Annotated in this window: 24 protein-coding genes; 16 read left to right on the top strand and 8 right to left on the bottom strand. The window is 32.9% G+C overall.

Translation table 11 applies throughout. The features are described from left to right. Nucleotides 1-265 precede the first annotated feature (265 nt). Together IGJ50_RS14705 and IGJ50_RS14700 are read left to right on the top strand one after the other, a co-directional pair. On the top strand, nucleotides 266-1540 hold the full coding sequence (locus tag IGJ50_RS14705) for a RidA family protein (protein ID WP_429951107.1): 1275 nt from the start codon (nucleotides 266-268) through the stop codon (nucleotides 1538-1540). 436 nt (nucleotides 1541-1976) lie between these two features. Continuing rightward, nucleotides 1977-3485: a DUF1846 domain-containing protein gene (locus IGJ50_RS14700; RefSeq protein WP_429951105.1), complete on the top strand. Its 1509-nt coding sequence runs from the start codon at nucleotides 1977-1979 to the stop codon at nucleotides 3483-3485. A 127-nt stretch (nucleotides 3486-3612) separates the two neighbouring features. Here the strand turns inward: IGJ50_RS14700 and IGJ50_RS14695 are convergent, their stop codons facing one another. The 3 genes from IGJ50_RS14695 to IGJ50_RS14685 all read right to left on the bottom strand — a co-directional run bounded on the left by IGJ50_RS14695 (nucleotide 3613) and on the right by IGJ50_RS14685 (nucleotide 5848). Further along, nucleotides 3613-4194, bottom strand: coding sequence for a helix-turn-helix transcriptional regulator (locus IGJ50_RS14695; RefSeq protein ID WP_069641115.1), 582 nt, complete (start codon nucleotides 4192-4194; stop codon nucleotides 3613-3615). 458 nt (nucleotides 4195-4652) lie between these two features. Further along, nucleotides 4653-5009: a VOC family protein gene (locus tag IGJ50_RS14690; protein WP_429951104.1), complete on the bottom strand. Its 357-nt coding sequence runs from the start codon at nucleotides 5007-5009 to the stop codon at nucleotides 4653-4655. A gap of 65 nt (nucleotides 5010-5074) precedes the next feature. Next, a complete protein-coding gene (locus tag IGJ50_RS14685; RefSeq protein ID WP_429951103.1) occupies nucleotides 5075-5848 on the bottom strand; it encodes a helix-turn-helix domain-containing protein in 774 nt (257 codons plus the stop codon). A gap of 295 nt (nucleotides 5849-6143) precedes the next feature. On the opposite strand from IGJ50_RS14685, the gene IGJ50_RS14680 reads away from it, so the two are divergent. The 6 genes from IGJ50_RS14680 to IGJ50_RS14655 all read left to right on the top strand — a co-directional run bounded on the left by IGJ50_RS14680 (nucleotide 6144) and on the right by IGJ50_RS14655 (nucleotide 9732). Further along, entirely contained in the window at nucleotides 6144-6410 is a 267-nt protein-coding gene (locus IGJ50_RS14680) for a DUF3130 family protein (protein WP_069641118.1), read from the top strand. Between the two features lie 7 nt (nucleotides 6411-6417). Continuing rightward, on the top strand, nucleotides 6418-6780 hold the full coding sequence (locus IGJ50_RS14675; protein WP_069641119.1) for a hypothetical protein: 363 nt from the start codon (nucleotides 6418-6420) through the stop codon (nucleotides 6778-6780). Further along, nucleotides 6773-8308, top strand: coding sequence for an EndoU domain-containing protein (locus tag IGJ50_RS14670; protein ID WP_429951101.1), 1536 nt, complete (start codon nucleotides 6773-6775; stop codon nucleotides 8306-8308). Before IGJ50_RS14675 ends, IGJ50_RS14670 begins: the two co-directional genes overlap by 8 nt. 11 nt (nucleotides 8309-8319) lie before the next feature. Continuing rightward, the gene (locus IGJ50_RS14665) at nucleotides 8320-8706 is read left to right on the top strand and encodes a hypothetical protein (RefSeq protein WP_429951100.1); all 387 of its coding nucleotides are present in this window, start codon (nucleotides 8320-8322) and stop codon (nucleotides 8704-8706) included. 111 nt (nucleotides 8707-8817) lie between these two features. Beyond that, on the top strand, nucleotides 8818-9063 hold the full coding sequence (locus tag IGJ50_RS14660) for a DUF1871 family protein (RefSeq protein WP_429951099.1): 246 nt from the start codon (nucleotides 8818-8820) through the stop codon (nucleotides 9061-9063). A gap of 450 nt (nucleotides 9064-9513) precedes the next feature. Next, entirely contained in the window at nucleotides 9514-9732 is a 219-nt protein-coding gene (locus tag IGJ50_RS14655) for a hypothetical protein (RefSeq protein WP_429951098.1), read from the top strand. A gap of 536 nt (nucleotides 9733-10268) precedes the next feature. On the opposite strand, the gene IGJ50_RS14650 is transcribed toward IGJ50_RS14655, so the two are convergent. Beyond that, on the bottom strand, nucleotides 10269-10496 hold the full coding sequence (locus tag IGJ50_RS14650) for a hypothetical protein (RefSeq protein WP_429951096.1): 228 nt from the start codon (nucleotides 10494-10496) through the stop codon (nucleotides 10269-10271). Between the two features lie 125 nt (nucleotides 10497-10621). Between IGJ50_RS14650 and IGJ50_RS14645 the strand changes: the two genes are divergently transcribed. The 8 genes from IGJ50_RS14645 (at nucleotide 10622) to IGJ50_RS14610 (ending at nucleotide 16310) form a co-directional block, all read left to right on the top strand. After that, nucleotides 10622-10846 carry a helix-turn-helix domain-containing protein gene (locus tag IGJ50_RS14645; RefSeq protein ID WP_429951094.1) on the top strand — a complete coding sequence of 75 codons (225 nt, stop codon included), beginning with the start codon at nucleotides 10622-10624 and terminating at the stop codon, nucleotides 10844-10846. A gap of 104 nt (nucleotides 10847-10950) precedes the next feature. Continuing rightward, nucleotides 10951-11184 (top strand): helix-turn-helix domain-containing protein, encoded by a 234-nt coding sequence (locus IGJ50_RS14640; RefSeq protein ID WP_429951092.1) that lies wholly within the window; start codon nucleotides 10951-10953, stop codon nucleotides 11182-11184. Between the two features lie 477 nt (nucleotides 11185-11661). After that, nucleotides 11662-12231 (top strand): antirestriction protein ArdA, encoded by a 570-nt coding sequence (locus tag IGJ50_RS14635; RefSeq protein WP_429951090.1) that lies wholly within the window; start codon nucleotides 11662-11664, stop codon nucleotides 12229-12231. A 185-nt stretch (nucleotides 12232-12416) separates the two neighbouring features. After that, nucleotides 12417-13274: a DNA adenine methylase gene (locus tag IGJ50_RS14630; protein ID WP_429951089.1), complete on the top strand. Its 858-nt coding sequence runs from the start codon at nucleotides 12417-12419 to the stop codon at nucleotides 13272-13274. Nucleotide 13275: 1 nt separating this feature from the next. Further along, nucleotides 13276-14799: a hypothetical protein gene (locus IGJ50_RS14625; protein WP_429951087.1), complete on the top strand. Its 1524-nt coding sequence runs from the start codon at nucleotides 13276-13278 to the stop codon at nucleotides 14797-14799. 251 nt (nucleotides 14800-15050) lie between these two features. Continuing rightward, on the top strand, nucleotides 15051-15440 hold the full coding sequence (locus IGJ50_RS14620) for a hypothetical protein (RefSeq protein ID WP_429951085.1): 390 nt from the start codon (nucleotides 15051-15053) through the stop codon (nucleotides 15438-15440). A gap of 215 nt (nucleotides 15441-15655) precedes the next feature. Continuing rightward, complete coding sequence (locus IGJ50_RS14615; protein ID WP_429951084.1) at nucleotides 15656-16144, top strand: helix-turn-helix domain-containing protein; 489 nt, start codon at nucleotides 15656-15658, stop codon at nucleotides 16142-16144. After that, nucleotides 16134-16310 (top strand): hypothetical protein, encoded by a 177-nt coding sequence (locus tag IGJ50_RS14610; RefSeq protein ID WP_429951082.1) that lies wholly within the window; start codon nucleotides 16134-16136, stop codon nucleotides 16308-16310. The genes IGJ50_RS14615 and IGJ50_RS14610 overlap by 11 nt, the downstream gene beginning before the upstream one ends. A gap of 222 nt (nucleotides 16311-16532) precedes the next feature. Here IGJ50_RS14610 and IGJ50_RS14605 read toward each other — a convergent pair whose 3' ends face one another. The 4 genes from IGJ50_RS14605 to IGJ50_RS14590 all read right to left on the bottom strand — a co-directional run bounded on the left by IGJ50_RS14605 (nucleotide 16533) and on the right by IGJ50_RS14590 (nucleotide 19691). Further along, the gene (locus tag IGJ50_RS14605; RefSeq protein ID WP_010716724.1) at nucleotides 16533-17831 is read right to left on the bottom strand and encodes a tyrosine-type recombinase/integrase; all 1299 of its coding nucleotides are present in this window, start codon (nucleotides 17829-17831) and stop codon (nucleotides 16533-16535) included. Then, nucleotides 17824-18036: a DUF3173 domain-containing protein gene (locus tag IGJ50_RS14600; protein WP_010716725.1), complete on the bottom strand. Its 213-nt coding sequence runs from the start codon at nucleotides 18034-18036 to the stop codon at nucleotides 17824-17826. The genes IGJ50_RS14605 and IGJ50_RS14600 overlap by 8 nt, the downstream gene beginning before the upstream one ends. A gap of 186 nt (nucleotides 18037-18222) precedes the next feature. Next, a complete protein-coding gene (locus tag IGJ50_RS14595) occupies nucleotides 18223-18819 on the bottom strand; it encodes a hypothetical protein (RefSeq protein WP_010716726.1) in 597 nt (198 codons plus the stop codon). Nucleotides 18820-18833: 14 nt separating this feature from the next. Further along, nucleotides 18834-19691, bottom strand: coding sequence for a rolling circle replication-associated protein (locus tag IGJ50_RS14590; protein WP_429951078.1), 858 nt, complete (start codon nucleotides 19689-19691; stop codon nucleotides 18834-18836). Nucleotides 19692-19856 lie beyond the last annotated feature (165 nt).

The following is a 19856-nucleotide window of genomic DNA, read 5'->3' as shown; positions in this document are numbered from 1 at the left end:
AATTTCAAAATAGGTTATTGAAATGTTAGCGCTATTATTGTAGACTGAAATGAGTGATATAATTTTTGTCAATTTGTCATGATTTTTATAATGAAAAGCAGAAGAGTAAAAAATGATGAACCTATCGATGAGAAACTATCATGCTTTCTGGGGCACTATTTGGGAGAAATGATTATTTTATGGCCACTAAATATGGAAGCGATATCATTTCCAGGGGGGAATATTTTTTATTGGAATGTATCTAAAAGAAAAGAGGAATAGGAATATGAGCAATGATAACGCAGTACTAGCAAGAAATACGAAAAATGCACCGCAGAATCCACTAGCATCACAAACAGTCGCTTTTTCTCACTACAATAACTTTTCAGCACAATTACCGATCGATCCAGTATCTGGCAAATTGGTAGCAGGAGGCATTAAGGAGCAAGCTGAACAGTGCTTTGAAAATATCAAGGCAATTGCAGAAAGTATTGATCATGCAGTGAGTGATATTGTTCGAATAACTATTTTTGTGAAACAGAGTAAAGATATCGAGGCAGTTGATGAAGTGTACGCTTCGATTTTCACAAGTTATCAGCCTTCAAGAACAGTAGTAGTGGTAGATGACTTACCAATGGACGCTCTAGTACAAATCGAAGCCTTAGTTTCAAATGGTGAAGGGACGATCCCAAATGCACCTCAAGCAGGTGATTTGATCAAACTGACCAACAATACATCAAATGCGCCAACCAGTTCAGTGTCGACGCAAACAGTTTCGTTTTCACATTACAATAATGTATCTGCACAACTACCAATCGACCCTAAAACAGGTAGAGTGGTAGCAGGTTGTATTAAAAAACAGACTGGTCAATGTCTGAAAAATATCAAGGCAATTTTAGAAAGTATCGATGTTCCATTTGATGATATCGTTAAAATTACGATCTTCCTGAAAGATTTGTCGAAGATGGACGCTGTAAACAAAATCTATACAACCTTTTTTCCAGATTCAGCGATTGCGCGAACAGTGGCCTATGTTCCAGCGCGGACAGTGGTTGCAGTAAAAGATCTGCCGATGGGGGCTGCAGTTCAAATTGAAGCAGTCGTTTCGCACGGAGATGGGACACCGCCCCAAGCGATTGAAGACAGACATGGTCTGATCATCGAAGCAAATAATACCGAACAAGCGCCAAAATGTCCATTCTCAACACAAACAGTTGCGTTTTCACATTATAATAATATTTCCGCACAATTACCGATTGATCCAAAGACAAATGAGAGGATTATCGGTGGGATAAAAGAGCAGACTTGTCAGTGCTTAGAGAATATCAAGGCCATCATCGAAAGTGTTGATCATGTGCTGGAGGATGTGGTCAAAGTGAACATCTATGTTAAGAATATCGGAGACATGGACGCAGTAGATGAGGTTTATGCAAGATTCTTCCCAGATGGTGTACCTGCACGAAGAGTGGTTGGTGTATCGGAGTTGCCTAAAGATGCGTTGATCCAAATCGATGCCATTGTTGGGAATGCTGAAGGAACACCTCCAATTGTTACTCAATAACTAAAAAATGCTTGAAGAGATCCTCTTAGAAGGGACTCTTCAAGCATTTTTTTTTATGCAGTAGCCATCGATTATTGACGGATTTTTTTTGTTCAAAACTGGTTTATCCTAATGCATTGCTGTGTATAGAATCAAGTTATTCAAAAAAACTGAGTACCTGATGACCTCGCTGATAGCATCTAACCTACCGTTGTAACGTGGTTTAATCATAAATACGTCATCTGGCAGATCAAATGGTACTGTTAGGTTATTTATATTCATCAATACTTCACGTATTAATGCATCGTTTTTTTTTTTTTTTGCTAGTCACTGTTGAAATTTTGGTAATCAATTATATAAAATATGTTTAAAGATAAAATAGTAACATTCTCTGTCGTAATCAGTAGCAAATAAGTTTATAATAGATGGCAGTATACAAATATCGGAGGGTTCTCACTTGAAAAAACTGGGTTTTGATCCACAAAAGTACATCGAAGAGCAATCAAAATATATTCTTGAAAGAGTCGACCACTATGATAAATTATATTTAGAATTTGGCGGTAAATTAATCGGTGATATGCATGCAAAACGTGTTTTACCGGGCTTTGACGCAGATGCCAAAATTAAACTTTTGCAAAAATTAAAAGAGCAAGCAGAGATCTTGATTTGTGTTTATGCTGGTGATATCGAACGTAACAAAATTCGTGGTGATTATGGAATCACCTATGATATGGATATTTTACGCCAAATCGATGAGTTGCGAGAATACGGCTTAGCAGTCAATAGTGTGGTCATTACACGCTACAGTGGACAGCCTTCTACAAAAATGTTTATCAACAAGTTGGAAAGAAGAAATATCAAAGTCTATAAACATGCAGCAATCGAAGATTATCCTTCAAATCTTGAAAAAATCGTCAGTGAAGAAGGGTTTGGTAAAAATGACTACATCCCGACAACAAAACCAATCGTGGTGGTTACAGCACCAGGACCTGGTAGCGGGAAATTAGCGACTTGTTTGAACCAACTATATCATGAAAGCCGTAATGGTAAGACTGCTGGCTATTCAAAATTTGAAACCTTCCCAGTATGGAATGTTCCATTAAAGCATCCTTTAAATATTGCCTATGAAGCAGCAACCGTTGATTTAAAAGATGTGAATATGATTGATTCATTCCACTTTGATAAATACCAAGAAGTTGTGGTTAATTATAATCGTGATGTTGAGACATTCCCTGTAATCAAACGGATCATCGAAAAAATTACGGGAGAAGAATCTGTCTATCAATCACCAACAGATATGGGCGTTAACCGTGTCGGCTTTGGGATCGTCGATGATGATGTGGTGAAAGAAGCCTCTAAGCAAGAAATCATTCGTCGCTGTTTTGCCACAGAATGTGACTTTAAAAAAGGCTTGATCGATGAGGAAATTGTTAATCGCATTAAATTGATCATGGAAGAAGTGGAACTGAAAAAAGAAGACCGCAAAGCAGTACTTCCTGCCAGACAATATTCAGAGCAATTAAGAGAACAAACCCAAAGTAATGATACCCCTGCCGTTATTGCCTTTGAGTTACAAGATGGTCGAATTGTAACAGGGAGAACCAGCAGCTTAATGGATTCGTGTTCATCAGCTATTTTGAACTCGATTAAGACGTTAGCCAATATTTCAGATGAAATTTTATTATTATCGCCAGTGATTCTTGAAACGATTCAAACCATGAAACAAAAAGAGCTGCACAGTAAGATAACGGCTTTGAAAGCCAATGAAATATTGATTGCTTTAGCAATCAGTGCGGTGACGAACCCGACAGCACAATTAGCATATGATAAATTATCTGAATTGAATGGTGTACAAGCACATTCTACTGTGATGTTGAGTAAGAATGATGAACAAACGTTAAGAGAACTAGGCTTAGATATTACCAGTGATGCAGTTTATCCGTCTGAGAATTTGTATTATATTTAATTTATGAGATGCTGATAATGGTCAATAAACATAAAAGTGGTTAATAAAAAACAGTTGAAAGCTGATGATCAACGTTCAACTGTTTTTTTGTTAGGCTAAGACCATAAGTATGAGTGTATTGAAAATTTTACGAAAGCCAAACCCACAAAAATGAGCTAATTGTAGCAAGTACTCCAGCTACTAATGAAAAGCCAACAACGATTTTTGCTTTATTCCAACGATCCCTTTTTTTATCACGTTTGGCTCTCGCCGTTTCAAGATCGTTCCCATCCATAAAAGCCACAATTTCACTATAGGTTTGCACATCTTTTTCCTTTTTGATTTTCTCGATTTTTAGAGCAGCCACCATAGAAATTGCCCAAAGAACGAGAGGAATACTTAAGCCATACCAATCCCAAAGTAATAGAGCCGGTCCAATGGATAAAACCGCTAGCACAATAAATAAAAGCATAACCCAAGAGAGTCGATTCATTCTTTCTGCTTCAATATCTTGAGTGTTTTTCATAATTTCTACATCTCCTTTGACTAATTCATCTAAGGTGACATCAAAAAGAGTGCTCAGTGCAATCAAATTATGAATATCAGGATAAGTATGATCGTTCTCCCATTTAGAAATTGTTTGCCGTGTAACATAGATTTTTTCTGCAAGTTCCTCTTGAGAATACCCATCTCTTTCACGATAAATTTTTAATTGCTTATTAAAGTTCATTTTGCTGTCTCCTTTGATTATAAGATAATACACAAGGGCTTATTTTGTCTGTCAATAGGCGTGTACGTTAGCAGAAATCTGGGTGTATACAGGTGTTTACATTGGGAGAAACGTTGATATAACTGTTTTTTTAGAATAGGGTTCAATGAAGCGAACGAGTGTCTAGAATAACAATTCCGATACTTATTTTTTATGTATAGTAGAGAATTAAGTAGTCAAGGTTTTGCAAATTTGAGCTTTATGAAGTTACCCTATAAAAATAATTATGACACAAGTGCACACTTGATTACAGTTAAAAAAGAATTTGAAGGGAGGGCTATTATTTAGTCTGTTCCACTTAATTGGCAAGTTCAGTGTTATATTTTACTCCACTTAAGCATTATTTCTAAAATTTAAAAACGACGAATCATCTATCCGTCGTTTTAGCGTGATATTCATTATATAGACACTGTTTAAATCTATTCTTGAGCGTATAACCAATAAAACGATAACTTATTGCCATCTGGATCAGAGAAATCAACGTATCGAATGATACCTGGTACATCCTCTATCGCCTCGTCAACGATTACGCCAAGTGTTTTTAAACGTTCAAATTCTGTGTCTAAATCTTCCACTTCTAAACGTAAAACGTTCTCTGAAACATTGATTTTTTCTTCAAAAAGTTGAATCCAAACCGAACCAATTGGATACTCAATAACGCCTTCAACAGGTATAAGTTTTTCCTCACTCATAAGAAGTTTTTCATACCAACTTGCAGCGTCCTCTAAATTACTTACTGGTAGACCTACAGTGATACTCTTTACATTTAAGCCCATAACTAATTTCCTCCATTCCATCAACTTACGACTAGTTTATCATTTCACGATCAAATAATATTATTCTAGATTGTGTTTTTTAAACGGGAGATCAAAAGTTTCCCCACATTCACTAATATTGGCGGGTCTTCTGGTATCGGTTCTCTCAGCTTGATCGTGTAATGATTGCCAGAACAGTTTGGAAAAGATAACTTTTCATCTTCTTTCCCCCTCAAACTATTTCCTAAGTTAAAGTAAGATAGAACATTAGTGGAACGGCTTATCCCACAAGCTAATAAATAAAAGTCTCCACTTGGAATATTTTTCAATTTATTTTCGATTAAATTTTTAGTCGCTAATCCAGATATAGGCAGATGATTCGGTATAAGTGTACGGAAAAGTCCAATAAATAAGATCCCCATCTCAAATCCATCAGGTACTTCAATCGTTACGGTGCAAAAAGACTGACTCTTTTCTTCAAAATGCGCGATTGACTGATCCTTATCGTTCGTTTCAAAACGTTTCATATCATCAAAAAGCTCACTCATTTTTTTTTTATACGCTCTAGGAGAACTTCCTGTATATTTTTCAAACGTATTCGTGAAACTACCGCTGCTTTCAAAACCTGAACGTTCTTGTAGATCGAGTATACGCTTTTCTTCATCGAGTTCAAAGATCGCCTGTTCAACTTTTAAACTAGAGAGAAATTCAGCAACACTGAATCCATTTATTTCTTTAAATTTCCGACTGAAGTGATGTTTATCATAACCAAAGTGAACGGCAATTTCCTCACTGGTCATTTTTCTACTAACAGCTTCTTCTGAAATGAAAGAAAGAATTTCAGGCATTTTTGATTTCATTTTTGTTCCTCCTTCTCAGAGCGCTAGTTTCTAAAAGACTTGTCAATAAATAAGCTATATCAATTACTTATTTTGCACGAAAAGAAAGAGTTTTTCAATAAAATTTAAACGATTCAATGGTTTATCAAAAAGTTACAAGTACACTGAATAAGTTGATAAAGTCTATAGTTACCAATATGGTATTCTTATCTTACATAATATATTTAAAACTAATGATATGGTTGGGCAAGTTAGCTAAAAAGATAAATATTATGTCGAGGGTAAAATCAACTAATCAATCAAAGGAGACATTCAGATGGCAGATAAAATCAGTACTGATGCAGCAACCGTAAATTCCTTAACAAGTAAATTTACAAGCAGCCTCTCATCCCTATCATTCAAACCAAAACAAGCAAGTAGCATGAGTTTTTCTGAAAGTAGCGCCGCTAGTGCAATGAAAAGCAGTGTTTCTTCGCTTAGTACCATTGTTTCAACGTTTAAAAGCAATGCGTCTAAAGACATTGGAAACTTACAAAAAATACATCAAGCCATCAAACAGGCTGAAAAAAATGCAGTAAAGTAGGTGCTTTATGGAAGAAAAACAACTACAAATGAAAATCGAAGAATATGAAGGTCGAAAAATAGAGTTAAAAAAAAAAGATACCGAAAGTGATTTTCTACTCAATGATCTACAGCGTGTTTACCAACAACAAGCAGCGATATTAGAAGAATTTCTCTATTACAGCAAAGGAACAGAAGCAGAACGTTCAGCCAGGATAGATTTAGAAATGCTAGAAGATGAACGAACAGAAGCGTTCAGAACCTTTGATGCTGGCAAAGAAGAGTTAACAGAATTAGTAAGTGAAACAGAACGTAAAAAAATCCAAGCAGAAGACGACCTCCTATGGCTGCAAAAAAAGAAACAAGCACAAAAGGAGGAAGAAGATGCCTAAATTTAGATATACGGAATGGCAAAACGTTGCCAGTGAAGTCCAAACGCTACGTTTAACAGTATTAGATCAACTAAATTCCTTTAAAGAGGCGCAACAAGCGTTTCAAAGTGCAGGGAAATTATCGGGTACAGGGTGGGATTCGACCAAAAGTTATTTTGATGCCTACTCAGAAGTATCAACGACAGTGGGCAATGCCTTAAATACCCTTGACGATGCGATCACCTCTTATTTTAGCGCCTTTACCTCAGAAGTTGGACCAGCAGAAAATGATTTAGATACCGCAAAAATGGAAGGGCTAAAAGCTGAGTTACGTCGTTTACAAGCAGAAAATGATGTGATCATGGAAGCTTTGGCAAAAGCCTTTGAAGATGTGCCATTTGTGAACCAATTTTTTAATAAACAAAGTATGCTAGGAACCGCAAAGAAAATTGAGATTCTCGAAAAATATAGCGCCTTTGAAGCATCACATGGCAGTGATTTCTCAGACGTGCAGACAGTTATTACTTCGATTGCCGAAGGGTTAGCTTTTCTAGGTAGTGCCGGGAATTTTTCAGGCGGGAAAGATGGTTATAAAACCATTGATTTTAAAAATCAAAAATGGTATAAAGCACTAAAGGACTTTAACAAAGAACAACCCAAAGACCGAATTGATGTGGTCATCAAAGAATTATCGAATGGCGTCGAATACCAGATTTATCGTAATGGGAAATTGGATGTTCAAAGAACCAAAGAATTACATGAACTGTTTCGTGTTCATAATGTTGAATTATTTAAAGAGTATGGACCAGAGATTTTTAAAATCCTTACGAATATTGATGATATTGAGATTCTATTTGGGAAAGATTCTACGACGATGCAGCGGTCATCTTCAGGTGTTTTCTTGTTGTTAGCTATATTGCCAATCGATCGAGTGAAAGATATTTTGAAGTCGGCTAAGTTGCTTAGAAATGGCGATTATACGCTGGATGCAGTTAAGTTGACTGTTAAAGAGTGGGAAGCGTTGAAAGAGTTTGAGAAGTCGGCGGATGTTGTGAAGACTGTTGATAGAGGGAAAGATGTTGGGAAAGCTAGTGGAGTGAATGATTTTAAATTTGGTGAAAATGTAAAGAATCATTTAAAAAATGTGGAAAATATCAACACTAAAAAAGGTATTGTTGGTGGACATAATTTAGATGAGTTTAATAGTGCTTTAAGAAGTCAAGGGGTATCTTTAGACGATTTGATTATATCTAAAAAACCACATCCATCCATTGCGGGCATCTACGAAATTGAATATCGGATACCAAAAAAGGATATAACAGGCGGAATTGCAAAACCAATTTCTTACAAGAATATTGACACACCAAAAACAGTTTATGACCCATCTGTTTTTTCAGAAGCAGAAATCTATAACTTAGGTGTAGAAGCGATGCAAAACGGAAAAATTATAGGTGGAAGAGTTGAAGGTACTGCTTCTAACGGACTGGGCTTTATTGGTTATTTAGATGAAGCAGGAAATGTAAAAAACTTTTTCCCAATTTTAGACTAAGGAGACGGAAAATGAACTATGTGATTTTAGAAGACCAAGCTGATAAAAAAATGATTTTAGATGATATATTTTTTGAAATAGCTCACAGAAAGTTAGGAATTGAAAAAGCTCTTAAAAAATTCTCTCAGCAGGAAGGGTATATTGTCGAAGGTAAGGCAATTTGCTTTAGAGGAGATTTAGATGAGTATGAGTTATCACAATTAGAAATACCTTTAGATGATAAACATATTTTGATTGATGTAGAGGCTGACTATTCAAGCGTAACTCAAAACAGCCAAGCTTATGTTACGTTCAAAGAATTTTACAGCTACTTAGAAACATACCTAAAAAACTATGTACCTTTAGATGATAGAATATGTAACTTGCTTTTAGATGCAAAAAAAGGGTTGGAAATCTAAAAAAATCCCTTGTAGCAGTTCAAAACAATATTTATATATTGGGATAATAAAAAAATAAACATGAAGGTAAGTAAATCTATAAAGGAAATTGTTTGGAAAATACGTAAAATTATGTATGATAAAGTTGAAAAAATAATTAATGAATGGGATCCGATTGATTTATTTCCAATGGCTCCCGAAGATGAATATAGTCAAGAAATAAGAAAAATTATGAATGTTTTAAAGAGAAAAGAACGATTATCGGTAGAAAACTTAGCTAATACATTAAAGACGATTTTTATAGAATCATTTGGCGATGACATATTTTTTAGAAATAACGAACTGGATATTGCTAATAAATTATTAAATCTAGAATAAATAAAAAAATTACTCTATAGAAGGAGAAATAAAATAGAACAGTACAGGCATACTATATCAGGTGAATATAAAGATTGGTGTGAAATTTATAAAAATGATATTCTCATTCACAGTGGCTCATTATTGGGAATTGTAAAAAAGGTAAATAATGAAATTCTCTTGAAAGTGAATTATGGTACTAAACAATATTTTTACTCAGTTTTGAAAAGGTGTAATGATCTTGTAGTAGCAGTACCTCAAGACTCTGATGTCGTTCAAAGTGAATATAACTATCAACCTATATTATTTGATCCCCAAGAGTTTTAAACATTTGTTGACAATATTTATTTTGATGAAAAACTATTAGAAAATCTGTCAAAAGTATCTAAAGAGGATATAATAAATATGTGGTTGTTATCTAATCCCAAGCGCAAAAATTATTCTAATATATCTGAAATGAGGAAAGATGCATTGGATAATATATTATTTTTTTCTGATGATAATTATGATATGACTCATTTAAAAGAAATTATCAATGCTTCAAAATTTTCAATTAATCCAATTTCTAGTGAACATGAATCAATAATAATTTACATGGATAGTGAAGAAGGAGTCTATGAATGGAATTGCTTAATAAAAATAGATAATAAGATATATTTAAAAATAGATAATAAATACTATATAAAGTAACTTTACTATTGAATAAATTCAATTTTCTAGAGCATATACACGTCAAAAAAGTCTAGTGGAAATTCTTCTAGACTTTTTTTAATTAGAAATGGATGCTACTAGATACAAAGAAATTGCTACAGAAAACTAAAGGACTTTAACAAAGAACAACCCAAAGACCGAATTGATATTTATTAAAATAGTAGTTTCTTCACTTTCCTAAAGTATTATCCAATGAATTTCTTTATTTTTCCAGAATATGAAATAAATGATCAGCGTGAAATTCCGTTTGTGGAATATTCATACAAAGATGAACTAATTACAAGAATAAATGAATATGCACGAGAAAAAAATTTAATTGTAGTGGATGTTCAAGACGTGAATGCAATAATGAGGTCTAGAGGAATTTTCTCTAGGCTTTTTTGTTGAAAATGAATTGTGCTAAAACACAAGAAACAAGTAGTTAGATAGCCAACTACTTGTTTAAATCTATCGTTCATTAGTATCAGTTCGGCTAATACTGATGAACTTTAAAATCCTATTTTGCTGCTAGGATTTTAAATTAAAATATTTTTCAGTTTCTCTTTGGTTTTAAGTTTATGTGTTTCTTGAGCTAATGTTTTTAGTATTCGCTCATGTTCATAAAAGAGGTTATCGGGAATAGAATGATTTTGGGTGTTGTTTTTTAGTGAACTGAATGTTTCGTGCCAGTTCTTTAATTGTTGGATTGAATGATTTAGTTTGTGTAGATCTTGATAGGTGATCATTTTTACTGGGTGAGCCATGTTGAACCTCCTGATGATTTCTATTTTTTCATTCATTGTTCTTAAGTCTATTTTAGAGTTTATTGCTCTAAAAGTCAATAGAGTTTATAACTCTATCGTAAAATAATTAAAAAAGGAGACAAGTCATGCAGTATATAAAGCGGATAAGAGAATTACGTGAAGATAATGATTATACACAGAGAGAAGTTGCAGCGCTGTTGAGTGTTGGCCAAAGAACTTATGCTGATTATGAATATGGAAAAACGAGAATACCTCTAGATTCCATAATTGTATTAGCAAAATTTTATGACGTTGACATGAATTATATTTGTGGGATTAGTCATGTGAAGAACTCATTTCCTAAAACGTAGTTAGTTTAAGGAAAAATGATGGATAATTAATTTTAGAGTTTATAACTCTAAATAGTGATTGAGTTTATAACTCTAGGATAGAATAATCAAAAAGAGGGATGGCTATGGATTATATTAAGCGAATAAGGGCATTACGTGAGGATAACGATTATACACAGAGAGAAATTGCCGCGTTGTTAAACGTGGGTCAGAGAACTTATGCTGATTATGAATATGGTAAGACGAGGATCCCTTTAGAATCTATGATTAAACTTGCTAAGTTTTACAATGTTGATATGAATTATATTTGTGGGGTTAGTCATATGAAAGTGCATTTTCCTAATAAGAAGGGGAAATGAAATTGCAAATAAACATGAATAAATTATCTTTATCTTCACAATAAGACAAGATTTTAGACGTCAATGATAGCATTTTAGATATTGAGAAAAACAAAAACAAATAAAGACGATGAGTTGGTAGAAGTTTGCATACGCAAGCTTCTTTTTTTACGTGTTTTACTTTTCTAACCGTATGTCTTTCTATCATATTCCATTCTGCCCGTTCGAGTTCGGACGATGCAATTTAGCAATTTTGTTTGATTGCCTACAAGGAATCAAGGCAAGCCTTCGAATACTTCGTCCTTTCCGTCAATCAAAAAAATTGCTGTGTCAATTGCACCGAAAGCGAAAGAGCAAAATGAACCATTCATTGAAAGTTGATACATAAACTTTGAAAACTAAAAGAGAAGAGAAAATCGTCAGGATTGCATCCTAACAACCTGCGCCTCAGCTCGAAACAAAATGGATGGTCAAAAAGACAAAGAGAGGAAGAACAAGATGGAATTAGTAAAAGTAACGGAAGAAATGATGATGGAGCAAGACGGAAAAAGAGTGGGCGGAGATAGCGATCATTGGATATATCTCACTAATTTGAAAGCTTATAATGAAGGATTTTTGTTAGGTGTGTATTTACACTTTCCATTTGATGAGGAAGACTTGGCACAAGCGTATCAAACGATTTGTGTGGGAAATGAGTTTGTGGATGAATTTGGTTATTCGTATGAAGAGTATTTTATTACTGATTATGATGTGCCATTTTCTGTAGGAGAGTATGATTTTCCTCAATCTTTAGCAGAAAGGTATGATAGTTTGGAAGAGTATATGGGTTATCCAGATGAAGTAGTTCGAGTGATTGCAGAAAATAGAGATGCTGAGGTAACTATTATTGAATTAGATGATACAGGAGTGAGCGATCATGAGAAGTTGGGATATGCTTTGGTAGATTTGGGATATTATGATATTCCTGAGCATTTGGCGAATTATATTGATTATGAAGCTATTGGGAGAGATTATGATTTTGGGACTAGTGGAGAGTTTGTGAATGTTTATTATATAGAGTTCAATTAGTATTGAAGATAGCTTTTGCAGAGCTATCTTTTTTTATACCTAGTAGCATTGGTGTATAAACTCTCAATTAGATGGATTATCAGTATTTGTTTAATAGTAGTTGAAGATTATGTTATAATTAAATTACCAGTTACTTTTTCCTAGGAAAATGCTACGAAGAAATATTTTGTTTGGAGGAACTAGAAATGAACCCATCTCCACTAAGGTATCCCGGTGGTAAGCATAAAATGTATAAATATATAAAAGAGTTGGTATCTGTTAATAATGTCGATACTTATATCGAGCCTTTTTGTGGTGGATCGGGACTTGCTCTAGAGCTTCTATTGAGTAAAGATGTTAAAAAAATCATTATTAATGACTACGACTATAGTATATATTGTTTTTGGAAAAGTGTACTTGATCATACGGAAGATTTAATTGAGAAAATTAATTCAACAGATATTACTATAGATGAATGGTATAGACAAAAAGATATTAGAAAGGACATCTATGATCATTCAATTATTGAAGTTGGTTTTTCAACGTTGTTTCTCAATCGAACTAACAGGTCAGGGATAATTGATAAAGCTGGTCCAATTGGCGGGTATCAACAAACAGGGAATTATCTTATTGATTGTCGATTTAATAAGATTAAATTGAATGAAAAAATACGAAAAATCGCAAAAATGAAAGATAAAATTGAGATTTATAATTTAGAAGCGTTAGATTTTATTGATGATGTAATTAAAAATGAAAAAAAAGGATTCACTTTTTTTGATCCTCCGTATTATCAAAAAGGACAGGGATTGTATACTAATTTTTATAGTACCGGAGATCATCAGACTTTATCTCAAAAGATAGTCAATGATTTAAAAAATAAAAAATGGATTGTCACTTACGATTTAGCACCTGAGATTGGCCAAATGTATAGTACGGTTGATAGTATTAGTTTTACTCTATCTTATACACTGCAAGAAAAAAAGAGAGGTGCTGAATTTTTATTCTTCTCAAAAAAGATTAAACGAATAGAAGATAGTGAATATTTACATTTTCTGGAGGTATAAAATGGGAGTAGAAAGAATTGAAGTTGAAAAAATTGAGAATTATTTTGAAAATCCAAGACATGATATTGGACTAAATGAATTAGATACTTTAAAGAAGTTATTTAATGTTGCTGGTCATCAAAATATGATTAATTTGGCTCAAGACATTTATATTAATGGATTGGTTAATGCAAGCCTTGTTACAGTTGTGAAGCAGAACGATACTGATAAATATACAGTTTACGAGGGCAATAGACGTGTAGCGTGCATTAAGTTAATTTTATATCCAGATCAATTTAGTTTTTTATCTAAAAATCAAATTGATCGTATTAATAAAATGAAAAAAGATTCGCCTTCAAAAATTGATTTGTCTCAAATTGAGTGTTTGGTAACAGATGAGGAAGATGCTTTTTTTATAATGCGACGGTTACATTCTGGGGAAGATAAAGGCAAGGGACCAAAAGCGTGGAATCCTAGAGAACAGGAAACTTTTTTAATTAGGACTAGTCCAAAAGTTAATATCTCTATTGCAAACGTTATTAGTGACAAATATGAAGAGTTTTTTAATGAGGATATTCAAAAGAAAATGGCATACACCAATATCCAAAGATTATTTAATAATTTGGAAGTTAAAGAAGCGCTTGGCATAGAAAAAGGCAACATGGAATCTATTACTATAGAAAAAATGAACTTAATTCGCGGTGTAATTGATGAAGTGAACTACATGGCAGAAACAGAGAATTTTTCAATTTCTCGTAAGTTTAATAAAAGAAAAGTAATTGAGCAGATATTACTACCTATTATAGAAAACTTGAAGAAGAAATCAATTGAAGATAAAGAACGAGATATTGACAATGATATACAAGAAACACAAGCAAGTGATTTACCAAAAACTAACAGTCCGCAAAAAGAAAATTATAATGCAGTACTTCCACTAAATACAGGTGTAGAAGAAGATTCTAACTTGAATCTTGAAACTAAAAGTACAGATGAAGAGGTTTTTGCAACTACTTCAACACCAGAATTACCCTCTAAAATAGGAAGTGGAAATCTCCTTATTGATACAGTCCCATTTACGAATATCTATCGAAACAACTTACGCATTAATACTTTAATAATTGAAGTGAATAAGATTAAATATAAAGATTTCCGCTTAGCAACACAATACTTATTGAGGTCTCTTATGGAAGTTTATGGACATGAATATGTTGATTATTTTGCGAATATAGACCATAAAGATTCTAGAAAGATGAAGTCTATAGCAAAAGAACGTATCAAAAGAACGCAAACAGTAAACCGACTTTATGCAGATTTTATTAGCAACCATATAAAAGAAAATTATCCTATATATGCAGAACAGGCGGAATTAATTGATGTATCATTATCGGAAAATAATAATAGCTCTCTAATGCGAATTTTAAATTTTATGGTTCATTCTCAAAATCATATACCTGATAGTATTGAATTGGTGGAAGCTTGGTGTAAAATTAAATCGATTATTGAGGCTATTGACTCCATATTGTATCAAGTTAAACAGGGAAAATAGTTTACAAATGAAATGATTAGTTTGGTAAAGGTATACTGGTGTTCTAAACACCTGAATCAACTTGTTATAAAGAATTGCAAAGTTTATAACTTAATATATCTTAATATGCCCAATTTTCTAGGCACTTTCAATTTATTTGGAAAGTGCCTATTCATATTACAATATAATGGACAAACTGAAAGTATTACGAATAAATTGTAAAAGAAATAAGCTGTTTTATATTTACTTGAATGAGAAAAGGAGATAGGTAAATGTTTGATTATAATACTTACTTACAAAAAAATGATTCAATGTCTTTCGAAGAAGCATTAGGTATTTACAACTCTATTTTTAATGTACTGGAATGCAAAGATGAATATTTGCATGAGCTATGGAAAGAAGTCATAGATTCAGCTTTAGTCTATTCTAATATGAGAACTAACTGGAATTATTTTTCTAGGGAAGATAAACAGGAAAAGGATAAATTAAGAACTAGCTATCATAATACTTTTATGATCAATTTAAAGGCGTTTCATAAGTTAGCTGAACAATTAGAATTAGATACTGGTTGGAGAGAAAAGCTTGGTTCGTCAGATGATAGAAAACGTTTGGGGGATTTTGCAGGGTATATTCTGTGTTTTGAAAATATTAGAGCTAGATAAATAAAATAATTTGAGGATGCGATAAAAAATACAATTTGCACCTAATCAACAAATTTGTTGATGTTATTCTTGATTACTCCAATATTCAATATGGAATGAAATATCTTCAAAAACAACCTCTATCTGGAATGTAACTAAAGATAACAAAAAATGTTATCTTTACTTGGTTTTAATTACTAAGTAATGGAGGTATACTAACGTTAGGAGTGAGCTATATGAATAAACAAAAGCTTAATATTGCAAATAACATTTTGTACTTGCGAAGAATTAATAACATGTCAGTTGAAAAACTTTCAAATGAACTTAACATTTCAAGGCAAGCGGTTGCCAAATGGGAGCACAATGAAAGTATTCCGGATGTACTTAATTGCATTGCTTTGGCAGAATTATTTGATGTTACAATTGATGAGCTTCTTCACTTTGATGGTTCAAATAGTAATATAAGCATGGCTCCTAAAGGAAAGCATTTTTTTGGAACTACTATTATTGAAAAAGATAGAAAAATCACAATTCCCGAAGAAGCAATCAAAATGCTAAATCTTGAAATAGGCAATGAATTAGTTGTTCTTGGTGATGAAAATCCAGATACTGCAGGAATTGCTTTAGTTTCAAAAAAAGAATTTATGAAAACTACAGAAGAACTTCTAAACAGGCTTTATCCAAAAAATAAAATGGAAAAAGGAGAAATGGAAAATGGAAAGTAAAGAAGAATCAAAATTAATGAAAGAATTTCACAAAGGAATGCCAATTATTACTTATATAAAAAAGAAATACGGATTCCAAAGTGTTGAGGAATTTGAAAAGTATGTTGCAACTTTAAAAGAAAAAGCTCAAAAATATGACGAGTTAAATTTAAAAGATAAACAATAAAAGATTTACAGAAGTTGCTCAAAAATAAACCCCTGTCAAGCGTTATCCTGACAGGGGTTTTTGGTAGGGAAAATGGTAGGGAACCATATCATTTTCAATGAAAATCAAGCATTTTAAAAGTTGAAAAACGTTGATTTATCGGCATTCCCCATCCTTATTATGTTGGCTCTTTATTCCCACTCTATCCACATAGGGGGTATATAAACATTGATATATCAATGTTTATATGGAAGAAACTAATTTTGGTGGGGTAGATGGTGGGGCTCCATCTTTTAATACTTTTGTTATTGACTGATTTCCAATAAATGAAATATTAGATTTATCTGCTGTCTGAATTTTAATATTTCCTGCCATGACTTCTGCAATTGCTTCATCTGCGTTACTCCACATATGAGCATAGTGCTTCAATGTGATATCAGGAGAGCTGTGTCCTAATCGCTTTGAAATAATAAGGACGGAAGCACTAAATTCATTAATAAGATATGAAGTATGGCTATGACGTAGCCCTTTACCTTGTATCTTTTTGACACCTGCTAACTTGGAATATCTTTCAATAATACGGGCAAGGGTGGATTTTATCATAGGTGCGCCATCATAACTAAATATGAAGTCATTTTCTTGACCTAGTCCGATAGACTTTTGTCTTTCTTTCCACTTTTTTAAGATAGAGATAGTATCATTATCGAGTGCAATTGTTCGCTTCCCACTTGCAGTTTTTGTGTATGATTTTCGGGTGTAATTTGTTTTTGATTCAATATCTAACATATGATGAATACTCATGCGTTTCTTATCGAAATCTACATCTTCCCACCACAAAGCCATACCCTCATTTACTCTAACTCCAGTCATATAATAAACCCATAACATAACAAAATTGAGATGTTCATAAAAATCATCAATATAGATTTGTGCAATTACTTGCTCAAATTCTGTTTTTTTCCAATAAGGAACACTGTTTTTCCCTTTTGGAATAGCTTTGATACGTTTAGAAATATTATATTCTAAATATTGCATTTCAACAGCTTTATCTAAACTTTTACGAAACATACCAAAGACTAAACTAGCATAGGATTGTGAATAGCCAGCTCCATTTTCATCTGTTGATGATAATAAATATGTCCTATAATATTGAACATCTTCTGCTGTGATTTGCCGAAGTTCTTTTGTTTCAAAGCGGTCTCGAATTAATTCAAGAGTTTTTTTTCGAACCTTAAATGTGCTTTCTTCAACATCTGTCTTGTAAAATGGAATGTAGACATTATCCATGAATTCTTTGTACGTCATCTTATAGTTAGCATAACTATTAACTTTGTGATACTCTCTTTTAATTCTAGTGAGTTCTTTGTTGGCTTCTGAGGCTGTTAAAAATGGCTTTCCGTTGCTATCTTTCCGAGCTTTTTTCCTAACTCGTTTACCAGTTACTCGGTCAATTCCAAGTTCAGTCTGATAGAAGTAATGACCACTTTTTAAATCTTTGAATACACCTGCATATTTTGTTGTTTGTTGTGTCTTGTTACTCATACTCAACCACGTCACTTTCTTTTGTATAAAGATTGACGCCGATGATTGATTCAACAGTTTTAACAGGGACACGTCCAAGTCGTTTATTATTGTAAAATGGATAACCTTGTTGTACCATAATTGTTTTAGCTTGGCAAATTAAATTTCTAGCTGTATGCTCTTTGTAGCCTAAATTCATTAAATCTTGTTTGCATATTGTTTGCATAATTTTTCTGCTCCGTTCTTTTCTTTTAAGAAAAAGCATGAGATACTAAGGTGTAGGTTTCATATCTATATTGGAATGGAGAATGCTATCAAAAGCTGTTGGAGGCTTGATAACATTCTCTTTTTTGCTTTTACCTAAAGTTTTTAACATCTATTTTTATTTATTGAAGTGTAGCCGGTATTTCGTTTAATATTCTTTTATCAATGGATCTTTGTCATACCAATAGTAAAGAAATATTGTTGTAAAGGTGTCATAACATGTACCAACAACAAATAAGAAATCACTTATAGAAACTCCATAATTCTCGCAATTTGTTATAGAATTTTCAGAAGAATCTACTTTGGAAATCCCATGGTGAACGAATTCTCTTAAATCTTTTTTACCAAATTCATCTACTAAGTCTGTAATATCTTCGAGAGTAAACTCATTTACGAAATGAGCTTCATTTGGTGTTTCATCATATACTATAACTTCATGGTAAACATCCTCATAGAATAGTGTTTGTACGTATAAGTAATATTTACCTATACAACGAATAAATGCTTTTAAAGATAACCCATAATTCTCACATGTCGCAAACGGTACCTTTTCATCTTCATATAATTGTTGTGTACCAAAAATTAGCAACTCTTCTATACTATGAATGGAATAACTACTAATCAAACCCCGTATAATATCCATCACTTCGTACTCTTCTAAACTGTTGAAACAATTCTCATTTTTGATTTTTTCTAAAAAATCACTTCGTGAACCTGTATCACCATATACTTTTTGTCTCATCATAAATATTACCTCTTTCATTTTTTTGTTTTCAATAAATAGTCATTAGTTGTTTGTATTAGTTGACCATTAGAATTCCGTTTAAGTTTATAAATTGCTTTGTCAAGAACATTGTTACCTTCATCATCTGTTCCAACTATTCCAAAATTAGGTGTGAAGTTTTTTAAATCATCAGTTTCTGATGTGAAATATTCGATTTTGGGCTTCTTTAAGCCTTTGCTATTGAAGTAACGTTTCTTTCTAAACATTTCCTTATTTGTCATGAGTTCTTTTGTAATATATTTTGTTAAGTAACTAGCTGTTTTTTCTGAATCGATAATTTTTTCACAGTCAGTAAAACCATATTTCCAGTCATCAAGGTTATATATCTGACGCTCATTTCGTAAAAGTAACTGTCCGTTGCTTGGATGTGTTGCTTCTACAAAATTTGCAGAAATATTTCCTAATAATCCGTGAAAATGAATAGCTCCACTTTTATGAAATTCGGGTATGATTAAATAATCGAATTTTTTGTAAGTATCACGCATAAATCGACACCATTTTAATAGCAATTTTTTTGAATGATTATAATCATAGCTATCATTTTTTTTAGGGTCAATAGTTAATGTTACAAACCATTTAAAATCATTTGCCAACGCATATCCTCGTATTCTTCTTTTAATGGTATAGCTCTGTTTTAGTGTTCTTTCTTGTTGTGCCTCATCACTTATGATGGATTTTTTATTGGCTCCACCTTTGTGATTAAGGCTCCCTAGTAACCTGATTTGTGATTCATTGTAAGCAATGATTTCAATTTTACCATTTCCATAATCAGTTACTTTTCTGTTATAATTATCTACTACTTTTTCGTTATAATTGTTCTTATCAAAGTTCATCAAATACCTCATTCTACATTAATATCTATTAGTTAAAAGTTATCTCGTCGTAACGTCGCCTTTTGTCAAGTAAGGCGACGGAAACTTACTCGAAGCCATGCTCCCAGCGATGCTACCTGCGAGGGGCACCCCTAGACAGCGCTCTGGTATGCGTGCCAGCAGAGC

It is taken from the genome of Enterococcus sp. AZ101, from assembly GCF_050499005.1.
GTDB lineage: Bacteria > Bacillota > Bacilli > Lactobacillales > Enterococcaceae > Enterococcus_L > Enterococcus_L ureilyticus.
The sequence above is the reverse complement of the archived record's forward strand: the minus strand, read 5'-3'. Positions and strand labels throughout refer to the sequence as shown.